At 74.5% G+C, this 15443-nt stretch carries 16 protein-coding genes; 5 read left to right on the top strand and 11 right to left on the bottom strand.

Annotated elements, in window-relative coordinates:
• Nucleotides 1-2: 2 nt before the first annotated feature.
• From ACIBBF_RS10480 to ACIBBF_RS10470, 3 genes are all read right to left on the bottom strand, one after another.
• Nucleotides 3-1661 carry an ABC transporter ATP-binding protein gene (locus ACIBBF_RS10480; RefSeq protein WP_397413019.1) on the bottom strand — a complete coding sequence of 553 codons (1659 nt, stop codon included), beginning with the start codon at nt 1659-1661 and terminating at the stop codon, nt 3-5.
• Nucleotides 1648-2925: a DUF1611 domain-containing protein gene (locus ACIBBF_RS10475; RefSeq protein ID WP_397413018.1), complete on the bottom strand. Its 1278-nt coding sequence runs from the start codon at nt 2923-2925 to the stop codon at nt 1648-1650. The genes ACIBBF_RS10480 and ACIBBF_RS10475 overlap by 14 nt, the downstream gene beginning before the upstream one ends.
• Before the next feature lie 108 nt (nt 2926-3033).
• A complete protein-coding gene (locus ACIBBF_RS10470; protein ID WP_397413017.1) occupies nt 3034-4113 on the bottom strand; it encodes a DUF3048 domain-containing protein in 1080 nt (359 codons plus the stop codon).
• 153 nt (nt 4114-4266) lie between these two features.
• Here ACIBBF_RS10470 and ACIBBF_RS10465 point away from each other — a divergent pair, with 153 nt between their 5' ends.
• Together ACIBBF_RS10465 and ACIBBF_RS10460 are read left to right on the top strand one after the other, a co-directional pair.
• Nucleotides 4267-5637, top strand: coding sequence for an AMP-binding protein (locus ACIBBF_RS10465; RefSeq protein ID WP_397413016.1), 1371 nt, complete (start codon nt 4267-4269; stop codon nt 5635-5637).
• An 82-nt stretch (nt 5638-5719) separates the two neighbouring features.
• Complete coding sequence (locus ACIBBF_RS10460; RefSeq protein WP_397413015.1) at nt 5720-6589, top strand: 1,4-dihydroxy-2-naphthoate polyprenyltransferase; 870 nt, start codon at nt 5720-5722, stop codon at nt 6587-6589.
• Nucleotides 6590-6640: 51 nt separating this feature from the next.
• Here the strand turns inward: ACIBBF_RS10460 and ACIBBF_RS10455 are convergent, their stop codons facing one another.
• Nucleotides 6641-6925: a DUF4229 domain-containing protein gene (locus ACIBBF_RS10455; RefSeq protein ID WP_397413014.1), complete on the bottom strand. Its 285-nt coding sequence runs from the start codon at nt 6923-6925 to the stop codon at nt 6641-6643.
• Between the two features lie 121 nt (nt 6926-7046).
• On the opposite strand from ACIBBF_RS10455, the gene ACIBBF_RS10450 reads away from it, so the two are divergent.
• Nucleotides 7047-7427: a PLDc N-terminal domain-containing protein gene (locus ACIBBF_RS10450; RefSeq protein WP_397413013.1), complete on the top strand. Its 381-nt coding sequence runs from the start codon at nt 7047-7049 to the stop codon at nt 7425-7427.
• Between the two features lie 96 nt (nt 7428-7523).
• Here ACIBBF_RS10450 and ccsB read toward each other — a convergent pair whose 3' ends face one another.
• The 5 genes from ccsB to ACIBBF_RS10425 are packed head-to-tail and all read right to left on the bottom strand — an operon-like array spanning nt 7524 to nt 12364.
• On the bottom strand, nt 7524-8516 hold the full coding sequence (ccsB, locus tag ACIBBF_RS10445) for a c-type cytochrome biogenesis protein CcsB (protein ID WP_397413012.1): 993 nt from the start codon (nt 8514-8516) through the stop codon (nt 7524-7526).
• Between the two features lie 2 nt (nt 8517-8518).
• Nucleotides 8519-10321: a cytochrome c biogenesis protein ResB gene (locus ACIBBF_RS10440; RefSeq protein ID WP_397413011.1), complete on the bottom strand. Its 1803-nt coding sequence runs from the start codon at nt 10319-10321 to the stop codon at nt 8519-8521.
• Nucleotides 10321-11124 (bottom strand): cytochrome c biogenesis CcdA family protein, encoded by an 804-nt coding sequence (locus tag ACIBBF_RS10435; protein WP_397413010.1) that lies wholly within the window; start codon nt 11122-11124, stop codon nt 10321-10323. The genes ACIBBF_RS10440 and ACIBBF_RS10435 overlap by 1 nt, the downstream gene beginning before the upstream one ends.
• Nucleotides 11124-11720, bottom strand: a complete 597-nt coding sequence (locus ACIBBF_RS10430) for a TlpA family protein disulfide reductase (RefSeq protein WP_397413009.1) — start codon at nt 11718-11720, stop codon at nt 11124-11126. The genes ACIBBF_RS10435 and ACIBBF_RS10430 overlap by 1 nt, the downstream gene beginning before the upstream one ends.
• Complete coding sequence (locus ACIBBF_RS10425) at nt 11720-12364, bottom strand: histidine phosphatase family protein (protein WP_397413008.1); 645 nt, start codon at nt 12362-12364, stop codon at nt 11720-11722. The genes ACIBBF_RS10430 and ACIBBF_RS10425 overlap by 1 nt, the downstream gene beginning before the upstream one ends.
• A gap of 159 nt (nt 12365-12523) precedes the next feature.
• Here ACIBBF_RS10425 and aqpZ point away from each other — a divergent pair, with 159 nt between their 5' ends.
• The gene (gene aqpZ / locus ACIBBF_RS10420) at nt 12524-13273 is read left to right on the top strand and encodes an aquaporin Z (protein ID WP_397413007.1); all 750 of its coding nucleotides are present in this window, start codon (nt 12524-12526) and stop codon (nt 13271-13273) included.
• Between the two features lie 105 nt (nt 13274-13378).
• Here aqpZ and ACIBBF_RS10415 read toward each other — a convergent pair whose 3' ends face one another.
• Nucleotides 13379-13891, bottom strand: a complete 513-nt coding sequence (locus ACIBBF_RS10415) for a MarR family winged helix-turn-helix transcriptional regulator (RefSeq protein WP_397413006.1) — start codon at nt 13889-13891, stop codon at nt 13379-13381.
• 133 nt (nt 13892-14024) lie between these two features.
• On the opposite strand from ACIBBF_RS10415, the gene ACIBBF_RS10410 reads away from it, so the two are divergent.
• Entirely contained in the window at nt 14025-14576 is a 552-nt protein-coding gene (locus ACIBBF_RS10410) for a YceI family protein (RefSeq protein WP_397413005.1), read from the top strand.
• 204 nt (nt 14577-14780) lie between these two features.
• Here ACIBBF_RS10410 and ACIBBF_RS10405 read toward each other — a convergent pair whose 3' ends face one another.
• Entirely contained in the window at nt 14781-15428 is a 648-nt protein-coding gene (locus ACIBBF_RS10405) for a redox-sensing transcriptional repressor Rex (RefSeq protein WP_397413004.1), read from the bottom strand.
• Between the last annotated feature and the right edge of the window lie 15 nt (nt 15429-15443).

Below are 15443 nucleotides of genomic sequence, written 5' to 3'. Positions count from 1 at the left end.
CCTCACCCGTCGTCGTCCGCCACGCCTCCGTCCGGCCCCACAGGGACCGGCTCCGCGGCGAGCCGCACGTCCCGCGCACCGAGCGCCCGCGCCAGCTCGTCCGGTCCGGCGAACAGCACCACCCCCGGGTACGCCGCCAGCACGCGGGCGAGCCGCTCCCGCCCCTCGGCGTCCAGGTCGCGATCGAGGTCGGCGACCAGGAGCAGCGGCGGCTCGCCGTAGATCGCGCGAGCCAGCGCGAGCCGGGCCCGCTCGTCGACCGTCAGCGGCTCCCCGCCGGCGCGCAGCACGGTGCGGGCACCCTCCGGGAACCGGCCGACGTCGAGACCGACCGTGGCGAAGACCGTGTCGGCCGTGGCGTCGTCCAGGTCGGGGCGGCGGTAGCGCAGCGCGCGCCGCAGGGTCCCCCGCTCGAACACGGCACCCCGGGCCGCGAGCCCCACGAGGGCACGGCCGTCCGACGGCGCGACGGCTCGGACGTTCCGTCCGTCCACCCAGAGCTCGTCGACGGCGCCGGCCGGCGGGAGGTCGAGGCCCGTCACGCGCCGCATCAGCCGCAACGGCGCCTCCGGGTCGGCGCCGGTCAGCCGGATCCGATCCCCGGGGCCCGCCTGCAGCGGAGCGGAGTCCGGCACGAGTCCCGGCACCACGAGGTGCACCCGGCCGGGCACGTCCGCGCCGTCGGGCAGGTCGGCCGAGGCCGCCACCGTACCGGCGCGCTCGTGCTCGGCCCGCCGGCGGGCGGCGTCCGCCAGGGCTGGGACAAGGACAGCGCGGGCGGCCAGGTAGGTCTGCCGGTACTCGACGATGCGGCCGAGGTCGACGATCGGCGTCGACGCGAGCCCGGCCATGGCCATCGCGGCCACCGTGACGGCCGGGTCCAGGCCGCGCACCACGCCGACGGCGGCGACGGCGAGCGTCGCCAGCAGCGCCGCGACGGTTCCCCCGGCCCGGAGCGCCCCGACGGTCACCGAACGGTCCACGGCGCGGTCGACGACGTCGGCGGACGCGGAGTCGATGTGTCCCAGCTCCCGGCCGGCGCCGTGCGCGGCGATGATGCCCTGCGAGGCGCCGACGGTGTCCGCGATGCGGGTGGCCATGCGCCCGCGGGCCTGGCGCAGCCGCCGTGACTTCAGGTACGCCGTGCGCGCCCACGGCACCATGGCGGCGGCCAGGACACCCAGCGGGAGCAGGAAGCCGAGGCCGAGGAACGGGTCGAGCACCGTGAGCCCGATCGCGGACCCGGCGATCAGCGGGATGCCGGACATCAGCGGCGCCACCCCCTGCGACACCCAGTTGCGCACGCTCGCGAGGTCGTTGGTCGTGCGAGCCACCGTGATGCCGAGGTGGGTCCGGCCGCCCGGCGTCAGCTCGGACTCGACCAGCTCGCGGCGCAGCTCGCGCACGTAGTCCTGACCGAGGCGTTCCGCGGCGATCCGCTCCTCGACGCGCAGCCCGCCGACGGCGACGGCGGTCGCCACGATGCTGACGACCGCCACGACGATCGGCCACGCGCTGCCCGGGCGGAGCTGCGTCAGCGCCCACGCCCCGACCGCGCCGAGGGCACCCTGCCCGAGCCCGAGGGCCACGAGCCCGGCCACCCAGGACCGCCGTGCACCGACGAAGACCCGCGGCAGGGCACCGGGCTCAGGCGACCGCATGACCGTCCTCGACCGGCCCGAGGCCGACCTCGCCGACCGCACCCAGCGGGCCGGCAGCCGGCCGGCCCGGGCCCGGGAGCGCCATGCCCTCCGGAGCAAGCCCCGCCGCGGCCAGCGCCACGTCGGGCAGGCGCAGGTCATAGGTGGGCACCACGTCCACGTCGAGCGCCGCCCGGGCCTCCGCCACCGCGAGCGGGGAGGCCGTGAGCACGCCCGACACCACGGACGGCGCGCAGCCGAGCGTGCGCAGCGCCGCGACGCCGCCGCTCGCCCCGAGCGCGTCCCCCGCGGCGAAGACGACCCGGTCGACCACCGTGCGGAACGCGTCGTCGGTGAGCAGGCGGCGCGTGTCGCCCTGGTACACGCCGTCGGCGACCTCGACGAGCACGACGTCGGGCGCACCGTGCGCCGCGGGCTCGGCCAGCAGGCCGACCATGGTCGCGAAGACGTCGCGGACCTCCTCGAACGGCAGGCCGAACGTGCTGGGCCGGCCGAGGTCGGTGAAGTCGACCACCCGGTGGGCGCCCGCGTCGACGAAGTGGTTCGCGTCGTTGCCCGCGCCGGTGCCCGTGGCCTTGCCCGCGTGGACGGTGAGCCCTGCCGCGGCGAGCCCGTGGGCCAGGCAGGCCAGGGTGGTCGACTTGCCGGAGTTCATCGACGTGCCGACGACGGCGACCACCGGCACCCGGGTCGCAGCGCCCCGCACGGCCGGGGCGGGGCGCACGGTGTGCGGGGCGAGGTCCGTGAGGTTGACCACCCCGTCCACCGTGGACAGCAGCCCGACCGGCTCGATCACGGTGGCGTCCTTGACGTCGGCGTGCTGGTCGATCACGCGCGAGGCGAGCCCCCCGGCCGCGGCGAGGTGGCACGGCCCCAGGTCCTCGGGCAGGAGTGCCAGGAACTGGTCGGCGGCGTAGCGCGAGCCGTAGGCCACCACGATCTCGTCGCCCTCGAACAGGATCTGGCGGCGGGAGACCGGGGACTCCAGGCGCCGGTGCTGGCCGATCGTCACGACCCGGGCCAGGACGACGTCGCCCGGCCGCGGCGCCCGCGCCGGGTCACGGACCAGTCCGAAGGCCGCCGGGTCCCGCTCGATCGCCGCCGCCACGAACCGCGTGGAGTACGCCTTCTTCGCCCGCAGCAGCCGGGACGCGAGCGGCTCGGGGGCACGAGCCGGCACGTCGGCGGCATCCACCCGGAGCGGTACGGCGACGATGCGCGGCGCGTCGTCGCGCAGGGCCGGGGACGTGTCGAGAATGCTCATGGCAGCCACGCTTTCTGGTCGAGGACGGGTGGTGCGATGTCGTCACTCAACTGGACCGCCGTGAACAGGCGATGAGACCGGGATGAAAGGTCTCTCATGTGGCCCGGATCAGCGCGGTGACCAGGTCCCCGAGCCCGCCGGGACCAGCTCGATCCAGGTGTTTCCCGGGTCGAGCTCCGCCTCCTTGCCGTTCCGGGTCCGCAGCACGATCGGGGAGCCGTGGTCCTTCTTGGACCAGCGGACCGTGATGCTGTGGCCCATCGAGACCAGCGTGCCGAGGCCCCCGCTGGCGGCCAGCCGGTGCTCGGGCACGGGGGCGCCGGTGGGGTCCACGAAGTTCGTGTTGAACACCTCGGTGGACAGCACCAGGACGTTCCGCGCGGTGTGCCGCCTGCCGTCGGCGGCCACCGACGGCACCGAGCCCTCGCTGCGCAGGTAGCGCTCCCGCTCCGCGTCCCACGTCCAGACCGTGCGCTGAGCCGGGGACAGTCGCACGTCCACCGTGGGCGCCGGCTTCCCGGCCCGTGGGGCGGTGCCCTGGCCCAGCTTGCGCGCGTACCGGAACTGCGGGGGCGGCGGACTGGTCCGGCGGTCGTCCGCCTGCGCCGCGAACGTCGCCACGTTCCCGATCACGTTGTGCGGCGCGACCCGCGCGGGATCCCGGACGAAGCCCGGGTCGCCGTCGTCGTTGATCAGGGTCTGCGTGCCGTACCGCTGCACCGCCGCGATGAACGGGCCCTGGCCGCCGGAGAACGCCAGGATGCCGTCCAGCGGCGCCACGATCGCCGGGTCCATGGGACGCACCGAGCGCACCGGCTCCACGACGGCGGGAAGCTTCGAGTGGTAGGTCGCCACGAACCGGGTGATGCCGCCCTCCACGACCTCCTCCCAGACGATGTCGGCCTCCGTGAGCCCGCGCTGCGGCCGGGCCTGCACCGAGTTCTCGACCTTCACCGACACCGCCGGGCGGTCCGCCACCTTCTCGGTGGGCGCCCCGGTGAGCGGCCACACGATCGGCACGTCCGGCTCCGGCGGCCGGTCGCGGTCGCCGCGTACCGGGGCGTCGACCGTCGCGGTGGGCGTGGGCAGGGGTTCCTCGGGGGCACCGAGGCCGCATCCCGCCAGCACCAGCCCGACCGCCAGCGCCGCGCCCGTGGCCTGCGCGGCCGTCGTCCAGCGGGTCGTCATCGGCACTCCTTAGCGACCGTCCGCACCCGGGCCCGCCCCAGGTGTGGCGCACACCTTACAGATCCGGCGGCCGCCGCCCCGAGGCGGCGCGCTTACCCTCGTGAGGTGCCCTCGAACGACCCTCTGCCCGCTGCCTCGACCACTGTCCCACCAGTGTCCGCCGCCCCGCCGGCCGACGCAGGCGGGGCGACGTCGCCGGCCGCCGTCGTGGACGCCGTCCGGACCGCCCTCGACGGCGGTCCGGCGTACGCGCCGCAACCCCGGGCCTCCGCCGCCGCGCCGCCGCCCGGCACCGCCCTGGTGCTGCGGACCTCGGGTTCCACGGGCGAGCCCCGCGAGGTCGCACTGAGCGCGGTGGCGATGCGCGCCTCGGCGGAGGCGACCCACGAGCGGCTCGGCGGCCCCGGGCGGTGGCTGCTGGTGCTCCCGCCCACGCACGTGGCCGGGGTCCAGGTGGTCACGCGCTCCGTCGTGGCGGGCACCGAGGTCCGCGCCGACACGTCCGACCACTTCACGCCGGCGGCCTTCGCGTCCCTGGCCCAGGAGTTCCTGGACACAGCGGATGCGGCGGCCGGCGCCCGGGCCTACGTCTCGGTCGTGCCCACCCAGCTGCACCGGCTCGTGGCCGCGGCCGACGCCGGCGACGCGGCCGGCCTGCGGGCCCTCGCCCGGTTCGACGCCGTCCTCGTGGGCGGCGCCGCGACACCCGCACCGCTCCTGGAGCGGGCCCGTGCCGCCGGCGTCCGCGTGGTCACCACCTACGGCATGTCCGAGACCAGCGGTGGCTGCGTCTACGACGGCGTCCCGCTCCCCGGCGTGCGCGTCCGCCTGTCCGGCACGACCACCGGCACGACACCGACCACCCCCGGCGCGGGCCCGGAGGAGCACACCGCGACGGGCGTGATCGAGCTGTCCGGCCCGGTGCTCGCCGAGGGCTACGTAGGCGACCCCGCCGCTACGGCCGCCACCTTCCGCGCCGACCCCGACGGCACCCGCTGGTTCCGCACCTCCGACCTCGGCCGCCTCGACGACGGCCGGCTCACGGTCCTGGGTCGGGCCGACGACGTCGTGGTCACCGGCGGCGTCAACGTCGCCCCGGCGGCCGTCGAGGAGGCGATCGCGGAGCACCTGGCCGCCCAGGGCACACCGGGCGAGGTCTGCGTCGTCGGGGTGCCCGACGCCGAGTGGGGCCAGGCGGTGGTCGCCGTCATCGCCCGTACCGGACCGCCGGCACGCCCCGGCGGCCTCGAGCTGGTCCCGTTCGGCGCGCCGCCGTCCGGCGCGGCTGCCCAGGGGTCCCGTACCGGCCCGGACGGCGCCCCGCCCGCGGCGGGCGAGGTGACCGACGGCGGCGGGCCGCTCGCCGGGCTGCGCGCCGCCGTCGGGCAGCGGCTCGGGGCGGCCGCCGCGCCGCGCCGGGCATACGTCACCGCGACCCTGCCCACGCGCGGGCCCGGCAAGATCGACCGGCGGGCCGTGCGCGACGCCGTCGTGCGGGCCGAGCGGGAACCCGTGCGACCATGACTTCGTTCCCCCGCCAGGACCGCGCACGCACCCGGTCCCGGTGCCACGGACCAGACATCCCCCACGAACGAAGGACACGCTGATGGCGACAGCCGCCGAGTGGATCTCCGGGGCGCGGCCCCGCACGCTGCCCGCGGCGGCGGCGCCCGTCATGGTGGGTACCGGCGCGGCGGCCCAGGTGGACGCCTCGGCATGGCTGCCCGCACTGCTCGCGCTCGGTGTGGCCCTCGCGCTGCAGGTCGGCGTCAACTACGCCAACGACTACTCCGACGGTGTGCGCGGCACCGACCTGGACCGCGTGGGCCCGATGCGGCTCACGGCCTCGGGCGCGGCGGCACCCGGCGCCGTGAAGCGGGCCGCGTTCGCCGCGTTCGGCGTGGCCGGTGTGCTCGGGCTGGCGCTCTGCGCGGTGTCCGGGCAGTGGTGGCTGCTCGCCGTGGGCGCGGTGTCCGTCGTCGCCGCCTGGTACTACACCGGCGGCAAGCAGCCGTACGGGTACCGGGGGCTGGGCGAGGTCGCGGTGTTCGTGTTCTTCGGGCTGGTGGCGGTGCTCGGCACCACCTACACGCAGGCGGGGATCATCACGTGGCCCGCGGTGCTCGGCGCCGTCGGGGTGGGCCTGATCGCCTGCGCGCTGCTCATGGTGAACAACCTGCGGGACATCCCCACCGACGTCCTGTCCGGCAAGCGCACCCTGGCGGTGCGCCTCGGCGACCACCGGGCCCGGCGCGCCTACGTCACGATGATCTGGGTCCCGGTGCTGCTCGGCGTGGTGTGCGCCTTCTGGGCGCCGTGGTCGCTCGTGGTGGTGCTGCTGCTCGGCCCGGCGGCGCTGCTGTCGGTCCCGGTGCTCGCCGGCGCCCGCGGCAAGCTGCTCGTGCCGGTGCTGGCCGGCACGGGCCTGTACGAACTGGGCTACGGGCTGCTGCTCTGGTTCGGCCTGTCGGTCTGACCGGCCCCGGTCTCCCGCGGGCCTGACCGGCCCCGGCGGGCCTGACCGGCCTCAGCGGTCGGTGCGGAGCTCCTCGTCGAGGCGCGCGTCCTCGTGGGCCGCGTCGACGTCGACCTTCGGTGCCGCGGCACGCTCGGCGGCGCGGCGCTCGGCACGGGCGGCGATCCAGCGGGTCGCGGCGTCCCGCGGCCCGGTGAGCGTCAGGTACGACACGGTCAGGGCGACCACCACGGCGACGATCGGGAGCAGCCAGCCCCGCAGCCCGGCCAGGTAGAGCCCGCCGAAGGCGACGCCGAACAGCGCGAGGCGGAGCAGGGTGTAGATCACGAGGGGCACTCACCCATGGTAGGCCGGGCGCGGGTCACACCTCGACGACGGCGGACCTCCGGGCCCGGAACAGGGCGAACGTCACGCCGCGGGCTCACCTGTCGCCGCAGGGCGGCCGTAGGCTGGGGGTATGGGACGCGTACTTCTGATCCTGGCCGTCGTCGGACTCGCGGTCTACGCCCTGGTCGATGTCTGGGGCTCCGAGGAGGACGAGCGCGGCGGCCTGCCCCGCTGGCTCTGGGTGCTGCTCATCGTGCTCCTGCCCCTGCTGGGGCCCATCTCGTGGATCGTGGTGCGGGTCTCTGCGCGCCGGTCGGGCGCGGGCCCGGCCTCGGGCCCCGGCGGCAGCCGCCCGACCCCGCCCCGCCCCGGGCCGCGCCGCCCGTCCGGCCCGGTGGCCCCGGACGACGACCCCGAGTTCCTCTGGCGCCTGGAGCAGGAGAAGCGCCGGCAGGAACGCGAGGCGCGGGGTCGCCAGGAGGCCAAGGACGACGACACCGAGAGCAGCTGACGCGCCGCAGGGCGCCCGGCACGGGAACGACAGACAGAGGGCGCCGATCCGGACCGGATCGGCGCCCTCTGTCGTCGGGCCCTCAGGACGCCGGGCTCACAGGCCCGAGTACGAGTGCTTGCCGTTGAAGATCAGGTTCACGCCCGTGAAGTTGAACAGCACGCACGCGTAGCCCGCCACGACGAACCAGGCCGCCCGGGTGCCGGACCAGCCGCGCGTCGTGCGCGCGTGCAGGTAGGCCGCGTAGACCACCCAGACGATGAAGCTCCAGACCTCCTTGGGGTCCCAGCCCCAGTAGCGGCCCCACGCGTCCTCGGCCCAGATGGCGCCGCCGATGAGCGTGAAGGTCCACAGCACGAAGGCCACCGAGTTCAGCCGGAACGAGAGCGACTCCAGCGCCACCGGCGTCGCGGTGTGGTCCAGCCAGCCCCAGCGGCGGCTGCCCAGCACGGGCGAGCCGTTGTCCCGGGCGTCGCGCAGGAGCTGGAGCACCGACGTCACGAACGCCACGGTGAAGATACCGGTCGCGACGATGGCGACACCCACGTGGATGACGAGCCAGTACTTCTGCAGCGCGGGCTGCACGCCCATGGCCTCGACGAAGAACTTCTCCTGCGCCAGCACGAGGAACAGCACGCTCAGGCCGGCCACGAACGCGCCGAGGTAGCGCACGTCGCGCCGGGTGTTGACGCCCGCGAAGACCGCGACCGCCACGAAGGTGCCGACCAGCGCGAACTCGTACATGTTGGCCCACGGCGTCCGGCCGGCCGCGATGCCGCGCAGCACGATCGCGACGAGCAGCAGGGCGGCGGCCAGCCAGGTCACGGACATCCCGACCCCGGCCAGCTTCCGGTTGGCCGGGACGGGGGCGGCCGGCTCGTCCGCCGGGACGGCGTCGGCGTCCGCCTCGTAGGGCGAGACGTCGCCGCCGGCCGCGACCGCCACGCGCTCCCGGGTCCTGGCCGCGTCCCGCGCGTCGACCCGCGCGCCCGACAGGCGCGACAGGTCCACGGAGAACGCGATCAGCGCGACCGCGAGCGCGGTCGCCGCGCCCCAGACGAGCAGCACGCTCAGGTTTGCCAGCTCCATGTTCAGTCCTTCTCCGATCCGGTCCGGTCGGGCGCGGCCGGCGTGACCGGCTCGTCCCCCGTCTCTGGCTGCTGCACGTTCCCGGGCACCGCCGCCAGCGCGCGGTCGACCTCGGCCTGCAGACCTGCGTCGTCGCCGCGGGCCAGGCCCGCCACCTCGACCACGGTAGCCCCGTCCGGCCCGGCGTACGCGCGCGCCCAGACCCGTCGCCGCGGCGTGAACAGCGAGACGGTCAGGCCCGCCAGCGCCAGCAGCGCGAAGACGAGCACGAACGTGAGCGACGGGTCGTGCCGCAGGTCCAGGGCCACGTAGCGCGGCAGGTCCTCGCCGAGGGTCAGCGTGCCGAGCCCGTCAGGGAGCTCGACGGTCTCGCCGGGGCGGGCCAGCACCTTGATGCGCTCGCCCTGCTCGTCGACGGCCGGGGTGAGCGAGGCGGTGTCGAGCTCGTACACGTTCTGCGGGGAGCCGTCGTCCAGGCCCAGGTCGCCCGTGTACACCTCGAGCACGAGCAGCGGGTCCACAGGCTGCGGGAACGCGGAGCGCGCCGACCCGTCCTCGTTGACCTCCGCGGTCGGCAGGAAGTACCCGACCAGCCCGATCTGGTCGAGCCCCGGCGACACGTCGGGCACCTTCACCACCCCGCGGGAGGTGTACATCGTGTCCTCGGGGATGAAGGTGACGCGTCCGGCGAAGGCGACCTCGCCCTCGGCGTCGTGCACGGTGATCTCCGGGGCGAAGCCGTTGCCCTGCAGGTAGATCTTGGCGCCGTCGACGACGATCGGGTGGTTCACCTTGATCTGCTCGCCGCGCTGCTCGCCCGACGGCTCGGTCACGGTGACGTGCGCCGTGAAGTCGCGGGCCTGGGCGAAGGCGACCGTGTCGCTCGCGAACTCCGACTCGAACTCGTCGAGCGTCATCGCGAAGGGGACGAGCGACTCCGGCCGGAACCAGGAGCCCTTCTCGAACGTGTCGTAGTCGACCACGGCGTTGGCGAACCCACGCCCCTCGGTGACGATGGCCTGGCCGCGGTAGTGCAGCATCTGGCCCGTCGCGACGGACACCAGCAGGCCCACGAGGGCCAGGTGGAACACGAGGTTCCCGGTCTCGCGCAGGTAGCCGCGCTCGGCGCTCACGGTCTGCGCCGCGGGAGGTGCCTTCGGTCGCTCTCGCCCTGCGCTCGCAAGCTCGCTCCGGCCGGACGCTCCGCGCCCCCGCGCCGTCTCCTCGGCCCGGTCCACCCGGAAGGTGGGCAGCCAGGAGATCGTGCCGCGCAGGCGGGCGGCGACGGCGTCGGCCACCTCCTGGGGCGTGGCGTCGGTGGTCGCGGTGGCCTGGGCCGGGAACCGGGCGAACCGGGACGGCACGCGCGGCGGTCGCCCGCGCAGGGCGCGCCAGTGCGTCGCGGAGCGCGGCAGGATGCAGCCCACGAGGGACACGAACAGCAGGATGTAGATCGCGGAGAACCAGACCGACGAGTAGACGTCGAAGAACCCGGCCCGGTCGAGCCACTCCCCCGCGGTCGGGTGGTCGGCGAGGTACTCGATGACGCCGGCCGCGTCCTGGTTGCGCTGCGGCAGCACGGACCCGGGCACGGCGGCCACCGCGAGCAGCATGAGCAGCATGAGCGCCACCCGCATGGAGGTGAGCTGCCGCCACATCCAGCGCAGCGTGCCCACGAGGCCCAGCGTGGGCGCGGTGGGCCGGCCGGGCTTCTGCGGCTTCTCGTCGGACGCCGGCGCGCCCTGCGTGAACTCGTCCGCGATGCCCTCGGGGACGTAGGACTCCTGCCTGGTGCGGTCGGCCATCAGAGCACCGTCTCGAATCCGCCGATCCAGAGCTGCATGGCCCCGGTGATCCGCGTCCACAGCCCCGTGACCAGCAGCAGCCCCACCAGGACGAGCAGCCCGCCGCCGATCCGCAGCGCCGCGAGGCGGTGCCGGCGCAGGAAGTCGAGCATGCGCTCCGAGCTCTGCAGGCCCAGCGCGACGAGCAGGAAGGGGACCCCGAGGCCGAGGCAGTAGGCCACGCCGAGCAGGGCCCCGCGGCCGGCGGACGCCTCGTCGATCGCGAGCACCTGGATGGCGCCGAGCGTCGGGCCGATGCAGGGCGTCCAGCCCAGGCCGAACACGATGCCGAGCAGGGGCGCACCCCACAGGCCGGTGCGCGGCGTCACGTGGAACCGCGCCTCGCGCTGGAGGAAGGGCACGGCGCCGAGGAAGCCGAGGCCGAGCAGGATCACGACGGCCCCGAGCACGCGCATGATCACGTCCTCCCAGCGCACCAGGAACACGCCCAGACCGCCGAACGCCGCCCCGAACGAGACGAACACGGCGGTGAAGCCGAGCACGAACAGCGCCACGCCGCCGACGACCCGGCCGCGCGCCGGCTTGGTCCGCGTGGTCACGAGCCCGGGGGTGGTCCCGGCCGACGCCGCGGCCATGCTGCTCACGTACCCGACGTAGCCCGGCACGAGGGGCAGCACGCACGGCGAGGCGAACGACACGAGACCCGCCAGGATCGCCACGGGCACCGCCAGCAGCAGGGACCCGCTGAACGCGGTGCTGGCGAGTCCGTCGCCGACGGCGGTCGCGATCGAGCCGGGCAGCATCAGGCGGCCTCCGCCAGGACCTCGTCGATGAGCGCCTCCAGGGTGGACCCCTCGGCCAGGCCGATGACGCGGGCGGCCACCTTGCCGTCCTGGTCCAGCACCACGGTGGTCGGCACGGCCTGCAGGGGCACGACGCCGGTCAGCCCGGCGATCACCGTGCCGGAGCGGTCCTCGATGCTCGGGTAGGGCACCTCGAACGTGCGCTGGAACGCCTGGGCGGCGCCGGCGTCGTCCTCCGTGTTGATGCCGACGAACTGCACGCCGTCCTTGGAGGTGGCGAGGTCCACCAGGTCGGGCGCCTCGGCGCGGCACGGCGCGCAGGAGGCGTACCAGGTGTTCACGACGACGACGTCGCCTGCCCAGTCGGACGTGTCCACCTCGTTGCCCTCGAAGTCCGTGCCCACGACGGCGACGGGCCCCTTGCGCTCCCCGGCGTCGTACGTCTGCACGGACCCGTCGCCGGAGACGTAGCCCTGCCCGACGACGTCGCCCGCGCCGGAGTCCTCGGGCGCGCACGCCGTGAGGGCCGCCACCAGGCCGACGACGATGCCGACGGCCACCACCCACTGCACGACCTTGAAGGTCTTCCCTCGCATCACGCGCCGGCGACCTTGCTCGCGCCGTCGTAGAGCTCCGCGGCGGGTTCCGTGTAGTGCAGGCCCACGAACCGGTCGTCCTCGAAGTGCAGGGACGTCAGGGAGGCGAGGTTGCACTGCCGGTTGCGCGGGTCGTGCCAGAGGGTGCCGCCCTCGAACGAGCGGCGCGTGAGCCAGACGGGGAGCTGGTGGCTGACCAGCACGATCTCGTGGCCCTCGGCCACGCGGCGGGCGTCCTCGACGGCGGCGCGCATGCGCTGGACCTGCTCCGTGTACGGCTCGCCCCACGACGGGCGGAACGGGTTCCACATGTGCGGCCAGTTGCGCGGGTCCTTGAGCGCCCCGCCGCCCCCGCCGACGCGGAGGCCCTCGAAGCGGTTGCCGGCCTCGATGATGCGGTCGTCCGTGGCGAGCTCCAGGCCGAAGCCCTGGGCCACCGGTGTGGCGGTCTCCTGCGCGCGCTGCAGTGGCGACGCGACCACCCGGACCACGTCGTGGCCACCGCTGGTGAGGTGGTCGGCGACGATCTTGGCCATCGCCTGGCCGCGGTCGGAGAGGCGGTAGCCAGGCAGACGCCCGTACAGGATGCCGTCGGGGTTGTGCACCTCGCCGTGGCGCAGCAGGTGGACCGTCGTGGAGACCATGGCGCCCAGTCTCGCACCCGAGCCTGGGTGCCCGTGACCTCCAGCGGGTGTGGATTACGTCATCTCGCGCCGATCCAGGGATGCCGACCTACTGTCAGCAACAAGTTTCACGGTGGTCTTCACCATGAAACCGCCCGACATGAGCAAGGGGGTCTCACCATGACGGAGACAGCATCACCCGCGATGTACGCACGGCTCCTCGCCGAGGCGCTGGGTACCTTCGTCCTCGTCCTCGGCGGCTGCGGTACCGCCGTCTTCGCCGCCAACTTCCCGGACGCCGAGACGAACACCGTGGGGGTCGGCTTCCTGGGCGTCGCCCTGGCCTTCGGCCTCACCGTCGTCGTCGGTGCGTTCGCCCTGGGGCCGATCTCGGGCGGGCACTTCAACCCGGCCGTCACCCTGGGCCTGGCGGCCGCCGGACGGTTCTCCTGGAGCGACGTCGGCGGGTACGTCGTGGCGCAGCTCGTGGGCGGTGCGCTCGGGTCGAGCGTGCTGGCGCTGATCGCGGCCGGCGGGCCCGACGGGTACTTCGAGGCCGCCCGGGAGTCCGGGTTCGCGGCGAACGGGTTCGGCGAGCACTCGCCGGACGGGTTCGGCCTGGGCTCGGCGGCCCTGACCGAGACGGTCCTCACCGCGGTCTTCCTCTTCGTCATCCTCGGCACCACGGCCCGGGTGGCCGCCCCCGGGTTCGCGCCGCTGGCGATCGGCCTCACGCTGACCCTGATCCACCTGGTCTCGATCCCGGTCACCAACACCTCGGTGAACCCGGCCCGCTCGGTGGCGACCGCCATCTACGCCGGGGGCTGGGCGTGGGGCCAGCTCTGGGTGTTCCTCGTGTTCCCGATCCTCGGCGGCCTGATCGCGGGCTTCGCCTACCGCCCGATGTTCGGCCGCGCGATCACAGCCTGACGTCGCACCACGTCACCGGCCCGGCGTCCTCGGCGTGCCGAGCCGGTCAGGTGGTCGCACCACCGGCCGGCTCGGCGCGCTCGGTGCGCCGGGCCGGCCCGCCCGTCAGTCGCAGTGGGCCGCCAGGCCCTCCTCCGTACCGCCTGCGTCCTTCGACGACGCCGCGACCTTGGCCATGATCCGCCCCAGCATCGCGAACTCCTCCGGCTCCAGCGCCTCGACCATGATCCGGCGCACCGCGGCCACGTGGCCGGGGGCGGCGACCACCAGGGCCGCGTAGCCGTTGTCGGTCATGGTGCAGTTCACGCCGCGTCGGTCGCCCTCCGCAGCCCGCCGCTCCACCAGGCCCCGGGCCTCCATCCGGGCCACGGTGTGCGTGAGCCGGCTGCGCGACAGCACGAGCCCGTCCGCGAGCGTCGACATCCGCATGGTGCGGTCCGGTGCCTCCGAGAGCTGGACCAGCAGGCTGTACTCCCCGAGCGAGAGGGTGAGGGTCCGGTCGTGGACCGAGCTCAGGGCCTCCACGAAGCGCGCGGTGCCCTCCAGGTAGTGCCGCCAGGATCCCTGCTGTTCCTCGGACAACCAGATGTCGCGCCCCTCGACGGTCTGCGCCGCCATGTCACCACCGCCTTCGTGCGAACCGAGCCCCTCTGGGAATACGTTACGGGAACCGCTATGTTGGACGGGATCGTGAGTAGTTGATCCCTCAACTATCCACCCAAACCGCCACATCACCAAGGAGTTCCCCCTCATGGCCACCCCGCTCCCCGCTGGTCTCACCGCCGGCACGTACGAGATCGACCCCTCCCACACCGCTGCTTCCTTCTCCGTCCGTCACGCCGGGATCGCGAAGGTGCGCGGCAGCATCGCGGTCACCTCGGGCACCATCACGGTGGGCGAGGACCTGGAGTCGTCGAGCGTCACCGCCGAGCTGGACGCGGCCTCCGTGAGCACCGGCGACGCCGGTCGCGACGGCCACCTGAAGAGCGCGGACTTCTGGCACGCCGACGAGAAGCCGACCTGGACCTTCACCTCCACGGGCATCCGTGCCGACGGCGACGACTACGTCATCTCCGGTGACCTCACCATCAACGGGATCACCAAGGGCGTCGAGCTGGAGACCGAGTTCACCGGCACCGCCAAGGACCCGTTCGGCAACGTGCGCGCCGGCTTCGAGGCCAACCTCGAGGTCAACCGCAAGGACTTCGGCCTCACGTGGAACGCCACGCTGGAGACCGGCGGCTTCCTGGTGGGCGACAAGGTCAAGATCACGCTGGACGTCAGCGCCATCGCCAAGGGCTGACCCCTCCCCGCAGCACGGCGCGTGTCCCGGACGCCCGCCCCGCCTCGGCACCCCCCCGGTGCCCGGCAGGGCGGGCGTCCGTGCGTCGCGAGCCGGGCATCCCAGCCCAGTGCGCTTCTACCCAGCGATTGCGCCCGGAATCGCTGCTCTGGTGGGCGCAATCGCTGGGTAGAGGCGCACTTCACGCCGGCACGCCGGCGCCGGTCACAGCGCGGCTGCGCGCGCCGCCGCGTGGAAGGCCAGGATCTGCAGCTCGCCGCCGACGTCGACCGAGCGCACCACGACGTCGTCCGGCACCTGGAGCGCGACGGGCGCGAAGCTCAGGATCTCGCGCACACCCGCGCCGACGACGGCGTCGGCCACGTCCTGCGCCACGTGGCCTGGCAGGGCGAGGACCACCATCGACACCCGCTCCCGCTCGATGACGCCGGCCACGTCCCGGACGTGCTCGACCGTGACGCCGGCCACGTCGGTGCCCACGACGTCGGGCGACGCGTCGAGCAGGGCCACCACCTGGAAGCCGCGCGTCGCGTACCCGGAGTAGTTCGCCAGGGCGTGCCCCAGGTTGCCGATGCCGACGATCGCGAGCCGGTGCTCCGTCTCGAGCCCGAGGGCGACGGTGATGTACGAGGCGAGCGACTCGACGTCGTACCCGACGCCGCGCGTGCCGAACGAACCCAGGTACGACAGGTCCTTGCGCAGCTGCGCGGAGCTCACGCCCGACCGCTCCGCGAGCTCCGTCGAGGACGTGAGATCCACCCCCTCGGCCGCGAGGTCGCGCAGGGCGCGCAGGTAGTAGGGCAGGCGCCCCACGGTCGCCGCCGGAACTGTGCCGTCACTGAGCTCGACCACGTGCTGCTCCCCTCC

Source organism: Promicromonospora sp. NPDC050880 (genome assembly GCF_044456525.1).
Taxonomy (GTDB): domain Bacteria; phylum Actinomycetota; class Actinomycetes; order Actinomycetales; family Cellulomonadaceae; genus Promicromonospora.
Note: the sequence above shows the minus strand (reverse complement) of the source record. Positions and strands in the feature narration are given on the sequence as shown.